The sequence below is a fragment of the Micromonospora sp. NPDC049203 genome, assembly GCF_043197215.1.
Classification (GTDB): domain Bacteria; phylum Actinomycetota; class Actinomycetes; order Mycobacteriales; family Micromonosporaceae; genus Micromonospora.
Window position 1 is genome coordinate 40,535 of the sequence record NZ_JBICSV010000014.1, and the last position, 22,352, is coordinate 62,886.

General features: G+C 73.6%; 20 protein-coding genes. 13 read left to right on the top strand and 7 right to left on the bottom strand.

The genetic code is table 11. The features are described from left to right. The first annotated feature begins 50 nt into the window (after positions 1–50). The 4 genes from ACGFIA_RS26740 to ACGFIA_RS26755 all read left to right on the top strand — a co-directional run bounded on the left by ACGFIA_RS26740 (position 51) and on the right by ACGFIA_RS26755 (position 4,129). Entirely contained in the window at positions 51–704 is a 654-nt protein-coding gene (locus ACGFIA_RS26740; protein ID WP_393262745.1) for a uridine kinase, read from the top strand. 21 nt (positions 705–725) lie between these two features. Then, on the top strand, positions 726–2,090 hold the full coding sequence (locus ACGFIA_RS26745; protein WP_357481111.1) for a dipeptidase: 1,365 nt from the start codon (positions 726–728) through the stop codon (positions 2,088–2,090). Positions 2,091–2,168: 78 nt separating this feature from the next. Beyond that, positions 2,169–2,375: a hypothetical protein gene (locus ACGFIA_RS26750; RefSeq protein ID WP_192580616.1), complete on the top strand. Its 207-nt coding sequence runs from the start codon at positions 2,169–2,171 to the stop codon at positions 2,373–2,375. A 170-nt stretch (positions 2,376–2,545) separates the two neighbouring features. Continuing rightward, positions 2,546–4,129: an ATP-dependent DNA ligase gene (locus ACGFIA_RS26755; protein ID WP_357481108.1), complete on the top strand. Its 1,584-nt coding sequence runs from the start codon at positions 2,546–2,548 to the stop codon at positions 4,127–4,129. A 4-nt stretch (positions 4,130–4,133) separates the two neighbouring features. Here ACGFIA_RS26755 and ACGFIA_RS26760 read toward each other — a convergent pair whose 3' ends face one another. After that, a complete protein-coding gene (locus tag ACGFIA_RS26760; RefSeq protein WP_357481105.1) occupies positions 4,134–4,850 on the bottom strand; it encodes a hypothetical protein in 717 nt (238 codons plus the stop codon). Between the two features lie 82 nt (positions 4,851–4,932). Then, positions 4,933–5,757 (bottom strand): SURF1 family protein, encoded by an 825-nt coding sequence (locus ACGFIA_RS26765; protein ID WP_357481102.1) that lies wholly within the window; start codon positions 5,755–5,757, stop codon positions 4,933–4,935. Positions 5,758–5,891: 134 nt separating this feature from the next. Between ACGFIA_RS26765 and ACGFIA_RS26770 the strand changes: the two genes are divergently transcribed. Both ACGFIA_RS26770 and ACGFIA_RS26775 read left to right on the top strand, forming a co-directional pair. After that, on the top strand, positions 5,892–7,262 hold the full coding sequence (locus tag ACGFIA_RS26770) for a cobyrinate a,c-diamide synthase (RefSeq protein ID WP_357481098.1): 1,371 nt from the start codon (positions 5,892–5,894) through the stop codon (positions 7,260–7,262). Continuing rightward, entirely contained in the window at positions 7,259–7,828 is a 570-nt protein-coding gene (locus tag ACGFIA_RS26775; RefSeq protein WP_357386273.1) for a GNAT family protein, read from the top strand. The genes ACGFIA_RS26770 and ACGFIA_RS26775 overlap by 4 nt, the downstream gene beginning before the upstream one ends. Positions 7,829–7,964: 136 nt before the next feature. On the opposite strand, the gene ACGFIA_RS26780 is transcribed toward ACGFIA_RS26775, so the two are convergent. After that, complete coding sequence (locus ACGFIA_RS26780) at positions 7,965–10,097, bottom strand: transglycosylase domain-containing protein (protein ID WP_357386275.1); 2,133 nt, start codon at positions 10,095–10,097, stop codon at positions 7,965–7,967. Between the two features lie 121 nt (positions 10,098–10,218). On the opposite strand from ACGFIA_RS26780, the gene cobC reads away from it, so the two are divergent. The 3 genes from cobC to cobA are packed head-to-tail and all read left to right on the top strand — an operon-like array spanning position 10,219 to position 13,618. Further along, complete coding sequence (gene cobC, locus ACGFIA_RS26785; RefSeq protein WP_357386277.1) at positions 10,219–11,301, top strand: Rv2231c family pyridoxal phosphate-dependent protein CobC; 1,083 nt, start codon at positions 10,219–10,221, stop codon at positions 11,299–11,301. Then, positions 11,301–12,371, top strand: coding sequence for a nicotinate-nucleotide--dimethylbenzimidazole phosphoribosyltransferase (gene cobT, locus ACGFIA_RS26790; protein ID WP_357386380.1), 1,071 nt, complete (start codon positions 11,301–11,303; stop codon positions 12,369–12,371). Before cobC ends, cobT begins: the two co-directional genes overlap by 1 nt. Further along, complete coding sequence (gene cobA, locus ACGFIA_RS26795) at positions 12,368–13,618, top strand: uroporphyrinogen-III C-methyltransferase (protein ID WP_357386279.1); 1,251 nt, start codon at positions 12,368–12,370, stop codon at positions 13,616–13,618. Before cobT ends, cobA begins: the two co-directional genes overlap by 4 nt. A 231-nt stretch (positions 13,619–13,849) precedes the next feature. Here the strand turns inward: cobA and otsB are convergent, their stop codons facing one another. The 4 genes from otsB to ACGFIA_RS26815 all read right to left on the bottom strand — a co-directional run bounded on the left by otsB (position 13,850) and on the right by ACGFIA_RS26815 (position 18,649). Continuing rightward, positions 13,850–16,450 (bottom strand): trehalose-phosphatase, encoded by a 2,601-nt coding sequence (gene otsB / locus ACGFIA_RS26800; protein ID WP_357386281.1) that lies wholly within the window; start codon positions 16,448–16,450, stop codon positions 13,850–13,852. Beyond that, the gene (locus tag ACGFIA_RS26805; protein ID WP_013288079.1) at positions 16,447–17,847 is read right to left on the bottom strand and encodes a trehalose-6-phosphate synthase; all 1,401 of its coding nucleotides are present in this window, start codon (positions 17,845–17,847) and stop codon (positions 16,447–16,449) included. The genes otsB and ACGFIA_RS26805 overlap by 4 nt, the downstream gene beginning before the upstream one ends. A 141-nt stretch (positions 17,848–17,988) precedes the next feature. Next, complete coding sequence (locus tag ACGFIA_RS26810; protein ID WP_210898559.1) at positions 17,989–18,375, bottom strand: hypothetical protein; 387 nt, start codon at positions 18,373–18,375, stop codon at positions 17,989–17,991. Beyond that, on the bottom strand, positions 18,368–18,649 hold the full coding sequence (locus tag ACGFIA_RS26815) for a hypothetical protein (RefSeq protein WP_052165697.1): 282 nt from the start codon (positions 18,647–18,649) through the stop codon (positions 18,368–18,370). The genes ACGFIA_RS26810 and ACGFIA_RS26815 overlap by 8 nt, the downstream gene beginning before the upstream one ends. Positions 18,650–18,858: 209 nt before the next feature. Between ACGFIA_RS26815 and ettA the strand changes: the two genes are divergently transcribed. The 4 genes from ettA (at position 18,859) to ACGFIA_RS26835 (ending at position 22,346) form a co-directional block, all read left to right on the top strand. Continuing rightward, entirely contained in the window at positions 18,859–20,535 is a 1,677-nt protein-coding gene (ettA, locus tag ACGFIA_RS26820; protein WP_357386286.1) for an energy-dependent translational throttle protein EttA, read from the top strand. After that, entirely contained in the window at positions 20,528–20,971 is a 444-nt protein-coding gene (locus ACGFIA_RS26825) for an acyl-CoA thioesterase (RefSeq protein ID WP_393262705.1), read from the top strand. Before ettA ends, ACGFIA_RS26825 begins: the two co-directional genes overlap by 8 nt. After that, a complete protein-coding gene (locus tag ACGFIA_RS26830; RefSeq protein WP_357386290.1) occupies positions 20,968–21,630 on the top strand; it encodes a hypothetical protein in 663 nt (220 codons plus the stop codon). Before ACGFIA_RS26825 ends, ACGFIA_RS26830 begins: the two co-directional genes overlap by 4 nt. Positions 21,631–21,761: 131 nt before the next feature. Further along, the gene (locus ACGFIA_RS26835) at positions 21,762–22,346 is read left to right on the top strand and encodes a YbjN domain-containing protein (RefSeq protein WP_357386292.1); all 585 of its coding nucleotides are present in this window, start codon (positions 21,762–21,764) and stop codon (positions 22,344–22,346) included. Positions 22,347–22,352: the final 6 nt, after the last annotated feature.

Genomic DNA, 22,352 nt, shown 5'->3' on the forward strand with positions numbered 1-22,352 from the left:
CCGCCCGGGTCGCAGGTTCCAGCGGACGGGGGAACGTTAGCGTCGGTCGGGTGAACGTGGCGGTGATCGGGGCGTACGCCGGGTTGGCCCGCCGGGTGCTTGCCGGTCCGGCGCGGTTGGGGCGTACCCGGCTGGTCGCCGTCGACGGGCCGAGCGGCGCGGGCAAGAGCGTGTTCGCGACGCGCCTCGCGGACGCCCTCGCGGAGCGGGCGGGCACCCCCCGCCCGCCGCTCGTGCACACCGACGACCTGCTCGACGGCTGGGACGACCAGCTCACGTTCTGGAACCGGCTGGAGGAGCAGGTGCTCGGCCCGGTGCGGGCGGGGCGGCCGGGCGGCTACCGCCGCTACAGCTGGGTGCGCCGCCGCTTCCTGGACCGGGTGGTGCCGGTGCCGGCCGCACCGGTGCTGATCGTCGAGGGGGTGAGTGCCGCCCGTGCCGTGGTACGCCCCGAGCTGACGCTGTCGGTGCTCGTCACCGCGCCGGCCGAACTGCGGTTGCGGCGGGCGCTGGCCCGCGACGGCGCGCGGATCCTGCCGGAGCTGCGGCGCTGGCACGCGGGGGAGCGGGCGCACTTCGCCGCCGACGGCACCGCCTCGGCGGTGGACCTGGTCGTCGACGGTGCCCCGGACCTGCCGCACGACGCGGACCGCTACTACGTGCGCGTGGGTCGGCGATCGGGCTCGGGCGACGTGACGGGGTAAGGCCAGCATACGATTCCGGTCATGACCACTCCGATCCTCTCCGAGTCCGAGGTGCGGGCCGCCGTCGAGCGGGAACTCCCCGGCGTCCGCGCCGACCTCGAGCGACTCGTCCGCATCCCGGGCATCGCCTTCGAGGGCTTCGACCACTCGCACGTGGAGCGTTCCGCCGAGGCGGTGGCGGAGCTGCTGCGCGGCTGCGGCCTCGACACGCGGATCGTCCGGTCCGGCGGCCAGCCCGCGGTGATCGGCACCAAGGCGGCCCCGCCCGGCGCACCCACCGTGCTCATGTACGCGCACCACGACGTGCAGCCGGTCGGCGACCTGTCGCTGTGGGAGTCGGACCCGTTCGAGCCGGTGGAGCGCGACGGCCGCCTCTACGGCCGGGGCGCCGCCGACGACAAGGCCGGCATCATGGCGCACGTCGCCGCGCTGCGCGCGTTCGGCGACCGGCTCCCGGTCGGCGTGGTGCTGTTCATCGAGGGCGAGGAGGAGTACGGCTCGGACTCGCTGGAGCGGCTGCTCGCCGAGCACCGTGACGACCTGGCCTCGGACGTCATCGTCATCGCCGACTCCACCAACTGGGATGTCGGCGTGCCGGCGCTGACCACCTCGCTGCGCGGCATCGTCAACTGCTTCGTGGAGGTGCGCACGCTCGACCACGCGGTGCACAGCGGCATGTTCGGCGGTGCCGTGCCGGACGCGCTCACCGCGCTGGTGAAGCTGCTCGGCACGCTGCACGACGAGGCCGGCGACGTCGCGGTGGACGGGCTGGTCGGCCGCGAGGGCGCCAGCGTCGACTACCCGGAGGACCGGTTCCGCGCCGAGGCCGGCCTGGTAGAAGGCGCCAAGCTGCTCGGCACCGGCCGGATCACCGACCGGCTCTGGACCAAGCCGGCGCTGGCGATCCTCGGCGTGGACGCGCCGTCCACCGGCGAGGCGCCGAACGCGCTGGTGCCGTCCGCGAAGGCGAAGCTGAGCGTACGGCTGGCGCCGGGCGACGACCCGAAGAAGGCGTACGCGGCGTTGACCGCGCACCTGGAGCGGCACGCGCCCTGGGGCGCACAGGTGTCGGTGACGTTCGAGCACGACGGTGCGCCGTGCGTCATCGACGCCTCCGGGCCGATGTTCGACGCGGCCCGGTCGGCGTTCCGCACGGCCTGGGACGGCACCGACCCGGTCGACATCGGGGTGGGCGGGTCGATCCCGTTCATCGCCACGTTCCAGGAGATGTTCCCGCGGGCCGCGATCCTGGTGACCGGTGTGGAGGACCCGCACGCGCGGGCGCACGGGCCGAACGAGAGCCTGCACCTCGGCGAGTTCGCCCGGGTCTGCCTGGCCGAGGCGCTGCTGCTGGCCCGGGTGGCCGAGGTCGGAAACCGCGCCTGAGGTGTCGAAACCGTAACTTCGGGGCCGATGTCGGAGTTTGTGGTGTGTCGGCGGGCGGGGTGTTATAGCCTTTCGAACATGCGTACGAACGACGAGATCGAGCGGCTTCAGGCCGCCGTCCGTGCTCTGGGGGACGTCGACGTCTCCGCGTGGTCCGAGGACACGCTCAACGAACAGATCGGCGAGCTCTCCGCCGCCCTGGTCACGCTCGACGCGCTGCTCACCCGGGTCGCAGAGGGCGTGCGCGGGCGCGGCCTGCGCATCGAGGAACCCGTCTCGGCCTGACCGCCGGCCCGGCGACACATCGGCCCCGGCGACACGTCGGCCCGGCGGCCCGGCGATTCGGCGGCCCGGCGATTCGGCGGCCCGATGATTCGGGCGGCCCGGCGCACCCCTGCGGTGTGCCGGGCCGCCGGATCCGCCCCGATGTCACAGGCGGCTGGCAGGATGTGGACGTGCGTTTCGCGGAGCTGGCGGCCACCTCGGCCGCGGTCGGCGCCACCAGCGGCCGTCGGGCCAAGGTGGAGCTGCTGGCCGCCGCGCTGCGCGGGCTGGAGCCGGGCGAGATCCCGGCCGGCGCCGGTTACCTCGCCGGTGAGCTGCGCCAGCGCCAGACCGGTGTCGGCTGGGCGGGCCTGCGTGACCTGCCCCCGCCGGCCGCCGAGCCGACGCTCACCGTCGCCGCCGTGGACGCGGCGATCGAGGAGATCTCCCGCGTCGCCGGATCCGGCTCGCAGGCCCGGCGGCGGGAACTGGTCGGCCGTCTCTTCGCCGCCGCCACCGCCGACGAGCAGCGCCTGCTGACAGGCCTGTTCCGGGGCGAGTTGCGCCAGGGCGCGCAGGCCGGGCTGCTGACCGACGCGGTCGCGCGCGCCGCCGACGTGCCGCTCACCGCCGTCCGGCGGGCCCTGCTGCTCGCCGGTGACCTTCGGGCGGTGGCGGTCGCGGCGCTCACCGGCGGCGCCGACGCGCTGGCCGGGTTCGGGCTCCAGGTGGGCCGGCCGCTCGCGCCGATGCTCGCGCAGAGCGCCCCCTCTGTCGACGAGGCGCTCACCGCCACCGGCGTGCCGGCGGTGGTCGACGTCAAGCTCGACGGCATCCGCATCCAGGTGCACCGCTCCGGAGCGGACATCGCCGTCTTCACCCGCAGCCTCGACGAGGTCACCGGCCGGCTGCCCCAGGTGGTGGCCGCCGTCCGCGCGCTGCCCGCCCGCGAGCTGGTGCTCGACGGTGAGGCGATCGGGCTGGACGCCGCCGGCCGGCCGCTGCCGTTCCAGGAGACGTCCAGCCGGGCGGCCCGGCGCACCACGCCCAGCACCACCGGGCAGGCGCCTGTCGCGCCGGCCGTGCTGGCCGCCGCCGAGCGCACCGGCGAGCCGGTGCTCACGCCGTACTTCTTCGACCTGCTGCACATCGACGGCGCCGACCTGATCGACGCGCCGGGGTGGGAGCGGTGGGCGGCCCTGGCCGGCGCGGTCGACGCCTCGCTGCTCGTCGACCGGGTCGAGGTGGACGACGTGGCGCAGGCCGCCACCGCGTTCGCCGCGGCGGTCGACGCCGGTCAGGAAGGCGTGGTGGTCAAGGACCCGGCTGCCCCCTACGACGCGGGCCGGCGCGGCTCGGCCTGGGTCAAGGTGAAGCCGCGGCACACGCTCGACCTGGTGGTCCTCGCGGTCGAGTGGGGCAGCGGCCGGCGGGAGGGGTGGCTGTCCAACCTGCACCTGGGCGCACGCGATCCACGTACCGGCGAGTTCGTCATGCTCGGCAAGACGTTCAAGGGCCTCACCGACGAGCTGTTGCGCTGGCAGACCGAGCGGTTCCTGTCGCTCGCCGTGGAGAAGGGCGACTGGGTGGTGCGGGTCCGGCCGGAGCAGGTCGTCGAGATCGCGTTCGACGGGGTGCAGACCAGCAGCCGCTACCCGGGCGGCATGGCGTTGCGCTTCGCCCGCGTGCTGCGTTACCGCGACGACAAGACCGCCGCCGAGGCGGACACCATCGACGCGGTCCGCGCCATCCACGCCGGCCGGGTCACCGGCTGACGACTCAGCCGGCCGACAGCGACCGGGCGTAGTTGACCTGGTTGTTGATCTGCTGCACCTGGAACTGGTCGGCCACCGGGATCCGCGCGACGTACTGGTGACCGCCGCTGCTCACCGTCACCTGCACGGTGCCGTAGTGCCGCGTCTCCTTGATCAGCAGGAACAGGAGGCTGAACACGGTCAGGCAGAAGAAGCCGAGGATCGCGGCGACGATCGCCCAGGGAGCGATCTTCTCCTCCCGCTGCCAGTAGTCGGTCACGTACCAGGAGGCGCCGGCGAGCGGCAGCACACCGGCCGGGGTACGGATGACCGGCGGCGTCACCACGATCTCGGCGATCTGCACGGCGACCGCCGACTGCGCGGGCGGCACCGGCCCGCCCGGCGGGTACGGCCCGTGGTGCGGTGCGACCGCCCCGGCCGGCGGCACCGGTGGCGCCGAGAACTGGGCCGGCGGCGCGGAGAACTGGGCCGGTGGCGCCGAGAACTGGGCCGGTGGCGCGGAGAACTGCGCGGTCGCCGGTGGGCCGGAGAACGGTGCGGGTGGCGCGGAGAACTGCGGCGCGGCGGGGAACTGCGCGGTGGGCGCGGGGGTGACAGGTGCGTCCGGCACGGCTACCACCGGGAACTGCTCGGTGGGCGGCGCGACGGCCGGCGGCATGGCCGACCACGGGTCGTACGCGGGCGGCTCGGCGGCCGGGGGCGTCGTGGAGTCAGAGGTCACCGCGACCCCCACGATTGACGATCATCCGCGGACCTTACAACGTCCCCGCCGTCCGGTGTGCCCACCGGGAGGGCGGACGTCGTCAGGCGGAGGCGGGGGCGGCCGGCTCGGCGGCCCGGTCCACCGGCTCGCCCGGCTTGTCCAGTCCGGCGAGACGGCGGGCCTCCCGGCGGGCGACCCAGCCGTAGCCGAACAGGCTCATCACCGCGAAGATCCACCACTGCCAGACGTAGCCGAAGTTCTGCCAGTTGTTCGTGTGCCCGATCTGGACCGCCTGGAAGGCCGGGTCGGCGGCCGGAGTCTGCCCGTCGAGCAGCACGTAGCCGCCGCTCACCGGGTAGGGAAGCTGTTCGGCCAGGCGGGGGATGTCGATGCGGCGGGCCTCCAGCTTGCCGTCGCGCCGGGCGACCGCGCCGCCGCCGCTCTCGCTGCCGACGACCCGGCCGGTCACCGTCACCTCGCCGGTCGGCGCCGCCGGCACCTGTGGCTGGACGGTCGCCGCGGCGCCCGGGGCGGGCGGGATCCAGCCGCGGTCGACGAGGACCGCGCTGCCGTCGGCCAGCACCAGCGGGGTGAGCACCTCGAAGCCGACCGTCCGGTCGACGGTCCGGCCGCGGATCAGGACGACGTTCGCGCTGTCGTACCGGCCGGTGGCGGTGACCCGGCTCCAGGTGACCTGCTCCGACGGGGCGGGACCGACGTCACCGGCGCCGCCGCTGGGCGCGGGGAGCGCGTCGCGCAACGGCGCGGGCGTCATGGTGGCCCCGGCGTCGATGCGCTCGTTGACCGCCGTCCGGCCCCGGTAGCGGTCGAGCTGCCAGTTGCCCAGGAACACCATCACCGTCGCGGCGACGAGCGTGAGCGCGAGGTAGCCGAGCCAGCGCGGGGTCAGCAGGAACCGGTACACGTTGGCCAAGGCTACCCGTATGAGCGGAGCCACTCGCCGCAGCCAGGGAGAAAGGGTGGTGTGCGCGGCTCTCGCGCGCGGGAGCGGACGGGTATGGTCACGCGGGCGGAAACCACCCACATCAGGAGTCGATGATGACCGACGTGCCGCGCGTCGTGCTGAGTGCGCCCTCCTCGGGGCACGGCACCGGCGCCGTCTCCCTCGGCCTGCTCGCGGCGCTCACCGACCGGGGGCTTCCGGTGGCCGGGTTCAAGGTCGGGCCGGACCAGGTGGACGCGGCGTACCTGGGGCTCGCCGCCGGCCGCGCCGGGCGCACGCTGGACCCGCGACTGGTCGGCCCGGAGCGGGTCGCGCCCCTGTTCGCGTACGGCGCCGCCGACACCGAGTTCGCGCTGGTGCAGGGCACGATGGGCCTCTACGACTCGGTCGCCGGGCGGCCGGAGAGCGAGTCGACGGCGGCCGTCGCCACCGCGCTGCGCAGCCCGGTGGTGCTGGTGGTGGACGTGGCCGCGATGGGGCAGTCGGTGGCCGCGCTGGTGCACGGCTTCCGGGCGTACGACGACGAGCTGTGGCTGGGCGGCGTGATCCTCAACCGGGTGGCCTCGCCCCGGCACGAGGCGCTGCTGCGCGAGGCGCTCGACGACGTGGGCGTCCCGGTCTACGGGGCGTTGCGCCGGCACGAACTGCCCCCGGTGCTGCCCGCCCGCCGGTACGGCACCGGGCCGGTGGTGCGCGCCGACGCCGAGGCCGAACGCGGCGTACGCCGCCTCGGTGAGGCGGTGGCCGCGACAGTCGACCTCGACCGGCTGCTGGCGCTGGCCCGCTCCGCCCCCGCGCTCACCGTCGAGCCGTGGTCGCCGGAGCCGGCCGACGGCCCGTCGGTGCCGGGGGAGCGCCCGGTGGTGGCGCTGGCCGGCGGACCGGCCGGCGCCTACAGCCACCCCGAGACCGCCGAGCTGCTGCGCGCCGCCGGAGCCGAGGTGGTCACGTTCGATCCGTTGCGCGACGAGGCGCTCCCCGCCGGGGTCCGCGCGCTCGTCGCCGGCGGCGGGCTGCCCGAGACGTACGCGGATCAGCTCTCCGCCAACCGCCGCCTCTGCATCGCGGTGGCCGAGCTGGCCCGCTCCGGCCGTCCGGTGATCGCCGAGGGGGCCGGTCTGCTCTGGCTGGCCCGGGAGCTGGACGGCCTGCCCATGTGCGGGGTGCTCGACGCGGTCGGCACGGTCCGGGACGGCCTGGTGGTCGGCTACCGCACGGCCACCGCGGTCACCGACAGCGTGGTGGCGGCGGCCGGTACGACGGTGACCGGGCACAAGCAGCACGCCGCCGTGCTGACCCCGCGCGCCGGTGACCGGCCGGCGTGGCGCTGGGAGGGCGGCAACCCGGAGGGCTTCGTCCGGCAGGCGGTGCACGCCTCGCAGCTCGTGCCGCACTGGGCCGCGCATCCGGGCATCGCGGCCCGGCTGGTGGCCGCCGCGCTGGCCCCGGCGGGGGCGTCGGCGTGATCGGACAGGTGGCGGTACGCCGCTTCCCGGCGCTGACCGTCTCCACCCCGCGCATCGAGGTGCGGCACCTGACCGCCGCGGACGCGGAGGCGGTCGACGAGGTGTTCGCCGACCGGCAGACGCAGCGCTGGCTGCCGCTGGCCGAGGCGTCCGGGCAGATCGACGGGCAGGCGTGGTGCACCGAGCTGGCCCGGCAGCGGCGGGACAGCGGCGACGGCGACCACTGGGCGGTGGTCCGCCGGGAGGACCAGCGGGTGGTCGGCTCGCTCTGGGCCCGGCGTACCGACTGGGGTGCCCGGCTCACCGAGCTGTCGTACGCGATCGCGCCGCATGCCCGGGGCTACGGCCTGGCGGTCGAGGCGGTGGACGCGGTGGCCGTCGCGCTGATCCTGGAGCACGGGTTCCAGCGGGTGGAGCTGCGGGTGGCGGCCGGCAACGTGGCGTCCCGGCGGGTCGCCGAGAAGGCCGGGTTCAGCTACGAGGGCCTGCTGCGCAACGCCGGCTTCGTCCGTGGCGCCCGGGTGGACCTGGAGCTCTGGTCCTTCGTGGCCGCCGACCTCCGCTGAGCCTCGCCGCCATCCTTCGCAACGTCGATCAAGGAGTTCGCGTCGGCGGATCGCGCGATCCCTGACGCAAACTCCTTGATCAACTACCCGGGCGCACCCCCGGGCGGAACTGGGTGGTGGGGCGGGACGGGGTGGGTCAGCCGACTATCTGGTCTGAGGGTGGGGTGAACTGGCGGGTGGGCTGGCCCTTGAGGGAGTCCCTCAGGGTCTGCGCCACCGCGTTCACCGGGATCTGGGACTGCCCGTCGCCCACCGCGTTGAACGGATTGTCCGGGTCGGCGATGAAGCTCGCCGCCGCCAGCTCCGGCGTGTAGCCGACGAACCACGCCGACCGGGTGCTGTCCGTCGTACCCGTCTTGCCGGCGACCGGGCGGCCGACCGTACCCCGCACGCTGTCGGCCGTCGACCAGCCGCCGCAGCTCCCCTTGGCCGGGGTGTCGCCGGTCGGGCACCGGGCCGCGTCGGTGGCGGCCCGGGCCGCGTCGGCGTTCACCACCTGCCGGCATCGCGGTTTGGCCACCTCCCGCTGCACCCCGCCCGGCGTGGTGTACGTGGCCGGAGTGCCGTCCCGGTTCATGATCGCGTTGACCGGGATGGCCTCGCAGTAGCGCCCGTCGGCGGCGATGGCCGCGTACGCGTTCGCCATCTCCAGCGGGGTGGCGTCGGAGACGCCGAGCGTGAACGCGCCCCACTTCTTCGCCTTGCCCGGCGACGCCTGCTCCTTGTCCACGTCGGTACGCCAGCGCAGCCCCAGTTGCTCGGCCAGGCGCACCCCGGCGTCCGCGCCGATCTTCTCCTCCAGCTGGACGAAGTACGTGTTCACCGACTTGCCGAAGCCGGACCACATGGTCTGCCGCCCGGTCATCGCGCCGCTGGCGTTCGACGGCGCCCACCCGTCGTAGACGGCCGACTTGTACGTGTACGGCGAGTCGTACGCGGTGGACAGCGGCATTCCCGCGTTGAGCGCGGCGAGCATCGGGAACATCTTGAACGTCGAACCGGCCTGGTAGCCCGGGAGCGTCCCGCCGCCGAGCAGCGGCGCCACCGTGTTCGGATAGTTCGCCTTGACCTTCGGCCCGGCCTCCGGGTTCGAGCTGTTCGGGTTCTCGGCCAGGTCGAGCGAGTAGTTCCGGTTCACCGCCATCGCCTTGATCCGCCCGGTGCCGGGCTCGGCGACCACGATCCCGTTGGCGAACGGGCTGCCGGTGTTGTCCTTGGCGCCGACGTTCTTCTCCGCCGCCTCCTGCGTCTTCGGGTCGAGCGCGAGCACGATCCGGTAGCCGCCGCGACGCAGCTTGTCCATCCGTTCCAGCCGGTTCTCGCCGAACGCGGGCTGGGCGCTCCACCAGTTCTTGAGGTAGTCGCAGTAGAAGCCCCAGCTGCGGTGGCCGCCGTCGATCGCGGCGCAGTCGTTCGGCGGGTCGGTCAGCTTCAGCTTGATCGGCTGGCTCTTGGCCTCGGCTGCGGCGTCCGGCGACAGGTAGCCGAGGCGGGCCATGTTGTCCAGCACGTAGTTGCGCCGGCCGGTGGCGTCCTTCTGGTCGGAGGTGATCGGGTCGTACTCCGACGGCGATTTCACCAGCCCGGCCAGCGTGGCCGCCTCGACCGGGCTGAGCGTCGCAGGGGTCTTGGAGAAGAAGATCTGCGAGGCGGCGTAGATCCCGTACGCGCGGTGGCCGAAGTAGGCCGAGTTGAGGTAGCGCTCCAGGATCTGTTCCTTGCTCAGTTGCTTCTCGATGTCCAGCGCCATGCGCATCTCCTTGACCTTGCGCAGGCTGGTCTGCTGGGTGGCCTCCTGGACCTCCTTGGGCGTGGTCGCGCTGTCCCGCAGCGCCATCCGCACGTACTGCATGGTGATCGTCGACGCGCCCTGGGACACGCCGCCGGACTGGGCGTTGGAGACGAAGGCACGCGCCACGCCCTTCGGGTCGACGCCGTGGTGCTGGTAGAAGCGGTTGTCCTCGGCGGCGACGATCGCCTGCTGGACGTTCGGCGACATGTTCTCGATCTTGGTGTACTGCCGGTACTCCTCGTAGAACATGGTCAGCACCGTCTTGCCGTCCGGCGCGTAGACGTACGAGGTCTCGGCCGGCAACGCGGTCTTGAGGATGTTCGTCTTCTGTTCCACCGCGTGCGCGGTGGCCTTGGCCCCGAGGCCGGTGACGGCGACCAGCGGATAGAGGGCGGCGGCGACCACGATGCCGGCGATCAGCCCGGCGCGGAGTAGGGGAACGAGACGGCCTGCGGAAGCAAGGGAACGACTGCTCACGGGGTCAAGCTATGACATTTCCGATTCGGAAATGAGAAGAACTCATAAACCGGCGGACCGTGACGCGACCCACGCCGGGATGCGCTGTCCCGGGCGGCGGCTACCCGGCAGGATCGCGGACATGCCCGCACCACCGACCGGGAGCGCCGCCGCGCTCGACGAGCCCGACCTGGGCCACCACGGGGACGCCGAGGCCACCGACGGCCTGGTGGACCTCGCGGTGAACGTGCGCCGCGCCCCGATGCCGGACTGGCTGGCCGACCCGATCACCGCGGCCCTGGGCGGCCTGGCCGCGTACCCGGACCCGGCGCCCGCCCGCGCCGCCGTCGCTCACCGGCACGGGCGACCCCCGGAGGAGGTACTCCTCACCGCCGGGGCCGCCGAGGGCTTCGTCCTGATCGCCCGCGCGCTCTCCGGCGTCCGCCACCCGGTGGTGGTGCACCCGCAGTTCACCGAGCCGGAGGCCGCGCTGCGGGCCGCCGGGCACCGGGTGGACCGGGTGCTGCTCGACCCGGCCGACGGCTTCCGCCTGGACCCGGCCCGCGTCCCGGACGACGCCGACCTGGTCATGATCGGCAACCCGACGAACCCGACCTCGGTACTGCACCCGGCGGGCGCGATCGCCGCGCTGGCCCGCCCCGGCCGGGTGCTCGTGGTCGACGAGGCGTTCGCCGACACCACTGCCGCACCCGGAGTCGACGGCGAGCCCGAATCGCTCGCCGGCCGCCGCGACCTGCCCGGCCTCGTGGTGGTGCGCAGCCTCACCAAGACCTGGGGCCTGGCCGGGCTGCGGATCGGCTACCTGCTCGGCGACGCCGCGCTGCTGGCCCGGTTCGCCGCCGCGCAGCCGCTCTGGGCGGTCTCCACCCCGGCGCTCGCCGCCGCCACCGCCTGCGCCGCGCCGGCCGCCGTCGCGGCCGAACGCGCCATCGCCGCCGAACTCGCCGCCGACCGCGACCACCTGGTGGCCCGCCTGTCCGGCCTGCCGGGGGTACGCGTGGCGGGCCGCCCCGCCGCCGCCTTCGTGCTGATCCACACGGCCGGCGCCGCCGAGGTACGCGAGCGGCTGCGCGCTCACGGCTGGGCGGTACGCCGGGGCGACACCTTCCCCGGGCTCGGCCCGGACTGGCTCCGGATCGCCGTACGCGACCGGGGCACCACAGACGCGTTCATCGAGACGCTGGCACGGATCCTGGAGGCATGATGCTGGAGCCCACAGTCGCGGCGATCCGGCCGCTGGACGAGGCCGCCATGGCGGCGGCCCGCGAGTTGCAGGGGCGGCTGACCAAGCCCGCCGGCTCGCTCGGCGCCCTGGAACCGCTCTCGGTACGCCTCGCCGGGCTGGCCGGCGCCTGCCCGCCGCCGCTGCCCGAGCCCGCCGCGGTGGCGATCTTCGCGGGTGACCACGGCGTGCACGCCCAGGGCGTGACCCCGTGGCCGCAGGAGGTCACCGCCCAGATGATCGCCAACTTCCTGGCCGGCGGCGCGGTGGTCAACGCGTTCGCCCGCCAGGCCGGCGCCTCGGTCACGGTGGTGGACGTCGGCGTGGCCACCCCGATCCCCGGCGCCGAGTCCGCCGACCCGGCCGGGCCGCGCCTGGTGCCGGCGAACATCCGCCCCGGCACCCGGGACATGACGGTCACCGCCGCGCTGACCCCTGACGAGGCCCGCGCGGCTGTCGAGACCGGCATCCGGGTCGCCGGTGAGCTGATCGACGCCGGGGCGGGCATCCTGCTCACGGGCGACATGGGCATCGGCAACACCACCCCGTCGGCCACGCTCATCGCCGCGTTCTCCGGCGTGGACGCGGAGGCGGCCACCGGCCGGGGCACCGGGGTCGACGACGAGACGTACGCCCGCAAGGTGGCGGTGGTGCGGGCCGCGCTGGCCCGGCACGAGCCCGACCCGGCCGACCCGCTGGGCGTGCTCGCGGCGGTCGGCGGGCTGGAGCACGCCGCGCTGGCCGGCCTGATCCTCGGCGCCGCCGCCCGGCGGGTGCCGGTGCTGCTCGACGGCGTGATCGCGGTCAGCGCCGCGCTCGCCGCCGCCGCGTTCGCGCCGGACGCCGTGGGCGCCATGGTCGCCGGGCACCGCAGCGCCGAGCCGGGCGCCACGGCGGCGCTGCGGCACCTCGGGCTGGAGCCGCTGATCGACCTGGGGCTGCGGCTCGGCGAGGGCACCGGGGCGCTGCTCGCCCTGCCGGTGGTCACCGGCGCGGTCCGGGTCCTGCACGAGGTCGCCACGTTCGACTCCGCCGGGGTGGCGGAGAAGTGACAGGGCCGACGCCGCCCAGCCCGTACCCCCTGGGGTTGCGGCTGGACGGGCGGCGCGTGGTCGTCGTGGGCGGGGGAGCGGTCGCCACCCGGCGGGTGCCGGCGCTGCTCGACGCCGGCGCGGACGTGCTGCTGGTGTCGCCCGAGCTGACCCCGGCGCTGCGCGCGCACGTCGACGCCGGGCGGCTGCACTGGGAGCCGCGCCGGTTCGTCCCCGGCGACCTGGACGGCGCGTGGCTGGTCCAGGTGGCGGTGGACGACCGGGCCGCCGCCGCGTCGGTCAGCGCCGCGGCGGCCGAGCGGCGGATCTTCTGCGTCCGCGCCGACGACAGGTCGGCGGCGAGCGCGTGGACCCCTGCGGTGACCCGGCACGGCCCGGTCACCGTGGCGGTCCTCGGCGGCGGCGACCCCCGCCGAGCGATGGCCGTCCGCGACGCCGTCCGCGAGTTGCTCGCAAGGAAGGGCCCCCCGTTAACGCCTGCGGTAGAGGAAGGGACCCCTGTTAACACCGGCGGCCGCGTCGCGCTGGTCGGCGCCGGGCCGGGCGACCCGGAGCTGATCACCGTGAAGGGGTGGCGGCTGCTCACCGAGGCCGAGGTGGTCGTCGCCGACCGGCTCGTGCCCGGCCTGCTCCTGGACGAACTGCGGCCGGACGTCGAGCTGGTCGACGCCTCCAAGATCCCGTACGGGCCGTCGCGTGCCCAGGAGGAGATCAACCGGATCCTGGTCGACCGGGCCCGGGCCGGCAAGGTGGTGGTACGGCTCAAGGGCGGCGACCCGTACGTCTTCGGGCGTGGCGGCGAGGAACTGCTCGCCTGCGCCGAGGCGGGCGTACCGGTGACAGTGGTGCCCGGCGTGACGAGCGCCATCGCGGTGCCCGAGGTGGCCGGCGTGCCGGTGACCCACCGGGGCGTGGCGCACGAGTTCACGGTGGTCTCCGGGCACCTCGCCCCCGACGCGCCCGCGTCGCTTGTGCGCTGGGACGCCCTGGCCGGGCTGCGCGGCACGCTGGTGATCCTGATGGGCCTGAAGAACCTCGCCGCGATCAGTGCCACCCTCATCGCGCACGGCAAACCGGCGCAGACTCCCGCCGCGGTGATCCAGGAGGGCACCACAGCGGGCCAGCGCACGCTGCGCTCCACGCTCGCCACTGTCGCCGCCGACGTCGAGGCCGCCGCCCTGCGCCCACCCGCGATCGTGGTGCTGGGCGACGTCGTCCACGCCCTGACCCCCGACGCCCCCGCCTGACCCCGCCCGCGCTCCCTCGCCCGACCCGCGCGCTCTCGCCCGAACCCGCCCCGCCCGATGGCGCCGATCTTGCACTTGGTGCCCGCCTGGTGCCCGCTATACCCCTTTCGCCGGGGCAGCAAGTGCAAGATCGCCGGGCCGGGGTGGGCCCGGCGGCCGAGGTGGGGTGGAACGGGGACGGCGGCGGGGGACCGTTGGTCTCCCGCCGCCGTCCCCGGTGCTTCGGTCAGGTCACTGCTTGAGCATGTTGTCCAGCAGCAGGGCGCAGCGGACCAGGCCGAGGTGGCTGTACGCCTGCGGGTGGTTGCCCAGCCCGCGCTCGGCCAGCGGGTCGTACTGCTCCGGGAGCAGCCCGGTCGGCCCGGCCGTGTCGACCATCTGGGTGAACAGCTCCTCGGCATCGCTGCGGCGGCCGGTGCGCAGGTACGCCTCGATCAGCCACGACGTGCAGATGTGGAAGCCGCCCTCCCGGCCGGGCAGGCCGTCGTCCCAGTGGTACCGGTAGACGACCGGACCGCTGCGCAACTCCGCCTCGATCTTGAGCACGGTGGAGAGGAAGCGCGGGTCGTCGCCGGCGAGCAGCCCGGAGATGCCGATCCACAGCGACGAGGCGTCCATCTCCTCGTAGCCGTAGGCGACGCTGTACGCCTCGGCCTCCGGGTGCCAGCCGTGCTCCAGCACGTTCGCGGCGATCCGGTCGCGCAGCTCGACCCACTCCGGCCGGTCCTCGCCGCCGTGCTGCCGCACGACGTGCAGCGCCCGGTCCACAGTCATCCAGAGCATGACCTTGGAGAAGACGTGGTGCCGTGGGGGGAGGCGGGCCTCCCAGATGCCGTGGTCGGGCTCGTGCCAGCGGCGGCGTACCGCCTCGACCATGTTCTCCAGCACCCGCCACTCGTCCTCGCGGATCGAGCCCCGGGCGTCGGCCACCGCCGCGATCAGGTCCGCGACCGGGCCGAAGACGTCGAGCTGGAGCTGGTGGTTGGCGAGGTTGCCGACGCGTACCGGCCGGGAGCCGGCGTAGCCGGGCAGCGTGTCGATGACCGCCTCGGCGCCCAGCTCGAAGCCGTCCACGGTGTAGAGCGGGTGCAGCCGCTCCGGGTGCCCGCCGGTGCGCTCGACCACGCCGTCGATCCAGCGCAGCAGCCCTTCGGCCTCCTCGGTCGAGCCGAGGTCGACAAGCGCCCGTGCGGTCATCGCGGCATCCCGCAGCCAGCAGTAGCGGTAGTCCCAGTTGCGGACACCGCCCAGCTCCTCCGGCAGCGACGTGGTGGCCGCGGCGAGGATCGAGCCGGTCGGCTCGTGGCAGAGCCCGCGCAGCGTCAGCGCGCTGCGGGCGACCAGGTCCCGGGCGGTGGCCGGCAGTCGCAGCGAGGCCACCCAGTCCTTCCAGGGCTGCTCGGCGGCGGCCTGCCGCTCGTGCACCGGCAGCCGGTGCGGTTCCAGGCTCTGCGTGCCGAAGCGCAGCTCCAGCACAACCTGGCCGCCGGCCGCCGACAGGTCGACCACCGCCTTCGCGGTCTCGTACCCGGCGTCGCTCGTGACCTCCCACTCGACGCCGGGGGAGTGCAGCGCGACCGGCTCGTTGGAGCCGAGCACCAGCAGCCCGTCGTCGAGCGGCTGGAGCTGCACCGCCACCTGACCGAACTCGGGACGCGGCGCGAACTCGATCCGGGCCCGCCCGGTGCCGGTGAGCACCCGGACGAGTGTCGAGTCGCCGCTGACCACGGCCGGGTCGTCCGGCGTGGTCTCCCGCGCCGGCAGGTCGAGCCAGTCGGTCACGGTGAGGCCGGACCAGCGGGTCTCGACAGTCATCGTGTTGCTGCGGTAGCGCTGCCCCAGCGGGATGCCGCCGCGCTCCGGACCGACAGTGAAGTGCCCGGCCGGGCTGCCGCCGACCAGGTCGGCGAAGATCGCCGCCGAGTCGGGCTTCGGGTGGCACAGCCAGGTGATCTTGGCTTCCGGCGTGACCAGCGCGACGGTACGGCCGTTGGCGAGCATCGAGTGCCGCTCGATCGGCACCGCCCGCTCGCCGAACAGCCAGTGCCGCCGTGTCTCCAGCAGCAGACCCAGCGCGCGGGCCGCCTCGATCGGCTCGGACACCCGGTAGTCGGCGCGGGTCTCCCCGGGACCGATCTTGATGCCGACGTCCGGGCCGGTCAGGTTGCCGAACGCGTTCTCGTCGGTGACGTCGTCGCCGATGAACAGGACCGCGCTCGCGGCGAGCTGGGTGCGGAGCTGGTCGACGGCGGTGCCCTTGTTCGTGACCACCACCGACAGCTCGATGACCTCCTTGCCCTGGGTGACAGTCACGCCCTCCCAGGTCGCGGGGCCACTGCGGACCGCCTCGACGGCCCGGGCGGCGACGTGCGGGTCGACGCCGCGGGTGTGCACCGCCACGCTCGCCGGCTTGCGCTCCAGGCGGATGCCCGGGTGCTCGGCGGCGATCTCGCGCAGCGCCTCGCGGAGCCGGTGCCGGGCCGCGATCAGCTCGGGGCTGAGCCGCTCGACGAAGCCGATGTCGAACTCCGAGCCGTGGCTGCCGACCAGGTGCACCTCGCTCGGCAGCCGGGAGAGTGTGGCCAGGTCGCGCAGGGCGCGACCGGAGACGACGGCGACGCTCGTCTGCGGCAGCGCGGCGAGCGCGCGTACGGCCGCCACCGACTCGGGCAGCGGCACGGCCTTGCTGGGATCCTCGACGATCGGCGCCAACGTGCCGTCGTAGTCGCAGGCGACCAGGAGTTGCGGGACCCGGGCGATGCGGCCGATGGCGGCGCGCAGCTCGGGATCCAGCACGCCGCCGTGGGCGGCGGCGGTGGCGGGCGGGGTCACGCAGCCTCCGTATCGGGGACGCCGAGCTCGCTGAGGAACGACTTGGCCCAGTGGCCCACGTCGTGGCTGCGCAGATGGCGCTGCATGACGCGCATCCGGCGGCGGGCTTCGGGTTTCTCGACGTGCACGGCCCGTAGCAACGCGTCCTTCACCGCGTCCGGGTCGTGCGGATTACACAGGAACGCCTGGCGCAGCTCTGTGGCGGCGCCGGCGAACTCACTGAGCACGAGCGCGCCGCCCTGGTCGGCGCGCGATGCGACGTACTCCTTGGCCACCAGATTCATTCCGTCTCGCAGCGGGGTCACCATCATCACGTCGGCCGCGACGTACATCGCGGCCAGTTCGGAGCGACTGTACGACTGATGCAGGTAATGCACCGCAGGCACGCCGACCCGGCCGAATTCACCATTGATCCGGCCTACCTCGCGTTCCACCTTCACCCGAAGTGCCTGGTAGTGCTCCACCCGCTCGCGGCTGGGCGTGGCGACCTGCACCATAACCGCGTCGGGAACTGTCAACTTTCCGTCAGCAAGAAGTTCGCGGAAGGCCTTGAGGCGGAGTTCGATGCCCTTGGTGTAGTCGAGCCGGTCGACCCCCAGGATGATCGTCTTCGGGTTGCCCAGCTCCTCGCGGATCTGCTTCGCGCGGGCCTGGATCGCCGGGTCCTCGGCCAGCCGCTCCATCTCCTTCGTGTCGATCGAGATGGGGAACGCGCCCGCCTTCACCTGCCGGCCGTCGACCTGGATCATCTGGCCCTCGTAGCGCAGGCCGAGCAGGTGCCGGGCCAGCCGGACGAAGTTCTGCGCCGCCAGCCGCTGCTGGAAGCCGACCAGGTCCGCGCCGAGCAGTCCACGCAGGATCTCGGTGCGGAACGGCATCTGCATGAACAGCTCGATCGGCGGGAACGGGATGTGCAGGAAGAAGCCGATCCGCAGGTCCGGCCGTAGCTCGCGGAGCATCGCCGGCACGAGCTGGAGCTGGTAGTCCTGGACCCAGACGGTGGCGCCCTCGGCGGCCACGTCCGCCGCGGCCTCCGCGAACCGGGCGTTCACCAGCCGGTACGCCTCGCGCCAGCGCCGCTTGTAGGCGGGCGTCTCCACCGCGTCGTGGTAGAGCGGCCAGATCGTCGCGTTCGACTGGCCCTCGTAGTAGCGCTCCAGCTCCTCGGCGCTCAGCGGCACCGGGTGCAGCCGGATGCCCTCCAGGTCGAACGGCTCGGGCGCGGCGCCGGTGCCGCCGGCCCACCCCACCCAGGTGCCCTGGTGCTCGGCGAGGACCGGGTGCAGCGCGGTGACCAGCCCGCCGGGGCTGCGCCGCCACTGCCGCCCCTCGGGTGTGCTCACCTCGTCGACCGGCAGGCGGTTGGCCACTACGACAAAGGAGCTACGGACGGTCACGATCGGCTACCTCCGGGTACTGACGGGTCCACCGCGATGAGCGTACTGAGCGTAGCTGCGGCTTCTGATCCCCCGTGCCGGAGTTACCTACCCGTCCCAGAACCGCCGAATCCATCGCGTGATCTTGTCGACACCGGCGGCTCAGAGGTCGATGATCGGCCACTCCTTGGGCAGCACCTCACCGAGCAGTTCCCGCCGGTCGCTCATGATTGGCGTGGTGGCCCGCGCGGCCTCCAGCGCCACCTGGGCGAGGTCCATGCTGAGGAGCGTGCGTGACCAGCCGCCGAGGAACATGCACATGTCGTGCGCGACAGGGGTGACGACCACGTGGTCGAGATCGCCGAGGATGTCCAGCAGGCGCCAGCCGTCCACGGCCACCTGCCGGTACGCCTCGGCAAGACACAGCGCCGGCACGATCACCGTCTGTCCCCGGTCCGCGACCGACGCGATCTGCTCCCCGACCGCCTCGGTGCCGTCCGAGTAGGCCAGCAGGCAGGCGGTGTCGAGCACCAGCCCGGGGTCAGTCACGGGTCAGCCGTCCACGCGACGACTCGCTCAGCAACTCGGCCGCCCGGGCGCGCAGTTCTGGGGTGATCTTCGCCTGGGCCTCGTCGAGCGCGTGGCCCGCGTCGGCGAGCCCGCCGTCGGACAGCCGGAAGCCGACCTGCCGGAGCGCGCGCCGGGTGCGCTCTCCCGCCATCCGCTGCCGCACGCTCTCGGTGACGAACGCGGAGACGTTCTGCTCCTGGGCCAGTCGTTCGGCCACGTCGTCGGGGACGCTGATGGCGATCTTCTTGGTCATACTGTCGACGGTAATGAGTAGTACCGAGGGCTGCAACGAGGCACGCCGCCGTACCCCTGGGGTGGGGTGATGTGGGCGTGGCGGTCCGTACCTGTCAGGATTGACGGCGGCGTGCGGCCGGCTCCCGGCCGGCGGCGGCTGGCGCAGATCGGCGCCGCGCCCCGCACCCGACAAGCCCGCGATCGCAACCGACGGAGGTAGCCCGCACCGTGGCCCAGTTCATCTACGTCCTGGACAAGGCGCGCAAGGCGCACGGCGACAAGGTCGTGCTCGACAACGTGACGCTGAACTTCCTGCCGGGTGTCAAGATCGGGGTGGTCGGTCCGAACGGCGCCGGTAAGTCCAGCCTCCTCAAGATCATGGCAGGGCTGGACCGGCCGAGCAACGGCGAGGCCCGGCTCATGCCCGGCTACTCCGTCGGCATGCTCGCCCAGGAGCCGCCGCTCAACGAGGAGAAGACGGTCCTCGGCAACGTCGAGGAGGCGGTCGCCGAGACCAAGGCCAAGCTGGAGCGGTTCAACGCCATCGCCGAGCAGATGGCCACCGACTACTCCGACGAGCTGATGGAGGAGATGGGCAAGCTCCAGGAGGAGCTGGACGCCGCCGACGCGTGGGACATCGACTCCAAGCTCGAACTCGCCATGGACGCGCTGCGCTGCCCGCCGCCGGACGCCGACGTCACCCAGCTCTCCGGTGGTGAGCGCCGCCGGGTCGCGCTGTGCAAGCTGCTGCTGGAGGCGCCGGACCTGCTGCTGCTCGACGAGCCCACCAACCACCTGGACGCGGAGAGCGTGCAGTGGCTGGAGCAGCACCTGGCCAAGTACGCGGGCACCGTCCTGGCGATCACCCACGACCGGTACTTCCTGGACAACGTGGCCAACTGGATCCTGGAGCTGGACCGCGGCCGGGCCTACCCGTACGAGGGCAACTACTCCACCTACCTGGAGAAGAAGGCCGCCCGGCTCTCCGTCGAGGGCCGCCGCGACGCCAAGATGAAGAAGCGCCTCTCCGAGGAACTGGAGTGGGTCCGCTCGAACGCCAAGGCGCGGCAGACCAAGTCCAAGGCCCGTCTGGACCGCTACGACGAGATGGCCGCCGAGGCGGAGAAGACCCGGAAGCTGGACTTCGAGGAGATCCAGATCCCGCCGGGCCCGCGCCTGGGCAACACGGTCATCGAGGCGCAGAACCTGACCAAGGCGTTCGGTGACCGGGTGCTGATCGACAACCTGTCGTTCTCGCTGCCCCGCAACGGCATCGTCGGCATCATCGGCCCGAACGGCGTCGGCAAGACCACGCTGTTCAAGACCATCGTCGGGCTGGAGCAGCCGACAAGCGGCTCGGTCCGGGTCGGCGAGACGGTCTCGCTGTCGTACGTCGACCAGAACCGGCAGGGCCTGGACGGCGACAAGACCGTCTGGGAGGTCGTCTCCGACGGGCTGGACCACCTCATGGTGGGCAAGGTCGAGATGCCGTCCCGGGCGTACATCGCCGCGTTCGGCTTCAAGGGCCCGGATCAGCAGAAGCCGACGAAGGTGCTCTCCGGCGGCGAGCGCAACCGGCTCAACCTGGCGCTGACGCTCAAGATCGGCGGCAACGTGATCCTGCTCGACGAGCCGACGAACGACCTGGACGTGGAGACGCTGTCCAGCCTGGAGAACGCGCTGCTGGAGTTCCCCGGCTGCGCCGTGGTGATCTCCCACGACCGGATGTTCCTGGACCGGGTCGCCACGCACATCCTGGCCTGGGAGGGCGACGACCAGAACCCGGCCAAGTGGTTCTGGTTCGAGGGCAACTTCGAGGCGTACGAGAAGAACAAGGTCGACCGGCTCGGCGCCGAGGCGGCCCGGCCGCACCGGGTGACCTACCGCAAGCTCACCCGTGACTGACCGCTTCGTCTACCACTGCGCGTTGCGCTGGTCCGACCTGGACGCGTACGGCCACGTCAACAACGCCCGCTTCCTCACGCTCTACGAGGAGGCCCGGGTGGCGATGATGTTCGCCGGCGGCCGGGCGTGGGGAGTGGGCTCGTTCGCCGACGGTGTGGTCATCCGCCGGCACGAGGTCGACTACCTGCGCCCGGTCGACTACGCGCTGGGCCGGGCCAGCGCGGAGGCCGCGCCGGCGGTGCGGATCGAGCTGTGGGTGGACCAGATCCGGGCCGCCTCCTTCTCGGTCGCGTACGAGCTGTACGACGGCGACACGCTGGCCGGCACCGCCCGGTCGCTGCTGGTGCCGTTCGACCTGACGGCGCAGCGCCCGCGCCGGATCTCGCCGGAGGAGCGGGCGTTCCTGCTCCGCTACGCGCCGGGGCTGACCGGATGACCGGGCACGGGTTGACCGGGACGGCCGACGCCGGGGCCTTCCTGGCCCGGCTGGTCCGGTTCGACCCGGCCACAGTGGTCCGGCTGCGGCCGGTGCCGGACACGGGCCGTACCGCCCTCTGGGCGCGTCTGCCGTGGGGGGTGCTCGTGGTCCGTACCGTGCCCGGCACTGCCCCCGCCGACGTCACTGTGGCGGCGGGGGAACTGCTTGCCGAACTCTCCGCCGGGGGGACGTCTCTTCCGGTACGCCGGGACGACGGCTGGCGGTGGCAGCTTCCACCGGCCGCGAGCCGGGCCGTGGAGGCGCTGCCCGGCGCCGAGGTGCGCCGGATCGCGGAGGCGGCGGCCGGGACGCTGCGCGAGGCCGCCGTGCACGGCGTGGCGGGCCGCGCGGTCGGGCAGCGGGTGCTCCGGGATGCGCTGCTGGACCACGTCGCCGTGGTGGTGACCCCGGACGAGGCGCCACGCACCCCGGTGGAGGTGTCGCAGCGGCTGGTGCAGGGCCTGGTCCGGATGGGTTTCCTCGGCACCGGCGAGGACGACGTTCAGGTGCGCAGTGCGGGCCGATGGGTCGGGCTCGTCGGTCCGTTCGGGGCGGTCTGGTCGCGGACCGTTGCCGATCTTGCACTCAGGCCGACGGTAGGTCATCCGAAAGGATGACCCCATGTCGTCCTTCCGGCCTGGGGCGGTCGTTGGGGGGATGCCTCACGCCGCCTGTCCGGGTACCGTCCATCCTCGGATCCAACGCACCGTAGGCGTCCGGATCCGCTGGGGAGTGAGGTGCGCGAGCGATGCCGTGGTGGTCATGGCGCCCTGGTCCCGCCGTTGGCGGGGAGCCGGAGACTCGAAGCGGGACCACAGTGGATGACACCATCCGGGTCGGGCCGCCGGCCCCCCGCCCTCCGGGCGACGACGTGGCGCCACCCGAGCGGCCGGCCCTCGCGGACATGCCGGCCACCGTCGCGCCGGTCACCCTGAGCCGGGTCTGCGACGCGCTCGACCTGCTCGACGTGCGCTATCTGGCCGACGGGGACGGCAACCTGCTGGCCATGTGGGAGCGGCACGCGGTGCTGGTCGCGCTGGAGGGTCCGGAGGACGAGATCCTGGTGATGCGGGCCCGCCCGCACGCGACGGTCCCACCGGACTGGGCCGACCGGGCCTACCGCGTGGTGAACGAGTGGAACCACACCCGGCGCTTCTGCAAGGCGTACATCGGCGACCCGACCGAACGCGGTCAGCTCCCGATCTACGCCGAGTTGCAGGTCCCGCTCGGCGCCGGCGCACACGACGCCCTGCTGGTCGAGATGCTCGACTGCGGCGCCGCGGTCGCCGTGACGTTCGTCGACTGGCTGCACGACGAGGGTGCCCTGCTCTGAGCCGGG

Bases quoted from the DNA above. Each gene is read 5' to 3' on its own strand.
- ACGFIA_RS26745 (WP_357481111.1), top strand. From the start codon at position 726: ATGACCACTCCGATCCTCTCCGAGTCCGAGGTGCGGGCCGCCGTCGAG.
- ACGFIA_RS26750 (WP_192580616.1), top strand. From the start codon at position 2,169: ATGCGTACGAACGACGAGATCGAGCGGCTTCAGGCCGCCGTCCGTGCT.
- ACGFIA_RS26770 (WP_357481098.1), top strand. From the start codon at position 5,892: ATGACCGACGTGCCGCGCGTCGTGCTGAGTGCGCCCTCCTCGGGGCAC.
- cobC (WP_357386277.1), top strand. From the start codon at position 10,219: ATGCCCGCACCACCGACCGGGAGCGCCGCCGCGCTCGACGAGCCCGAC.
- cobT (WP_357386380.1), top strand. From the start codon at position 11,301: ATGCTGGAGCCCACAGTCGCGGCGATCCGGCCGCTGGACGAGGCCGCC.
- ACGFIA_RS26815 (WP_052165697.1), bottom strand. From the start codon at position 18,649: ATGACCAAGAAGATCGCCATCAGCGTCCCCGACGACGTGGCCGAACGA.
- ACGFIA_RS26830 (WP_357386290.1), top strand. From the start codon at position 20,968: ATGACCGGGCACGGGTTGACCGGGACGGCCGACGCCGGGGCCTTCCTG.
- ACGFIA_RS26835 (WP_357386292.1), top strand. From the start codon at position 21,762: ATGCCGTGGTGGTCATGGCGCCCTGGTCCCGCCGTTGGCGGGGAGCCG.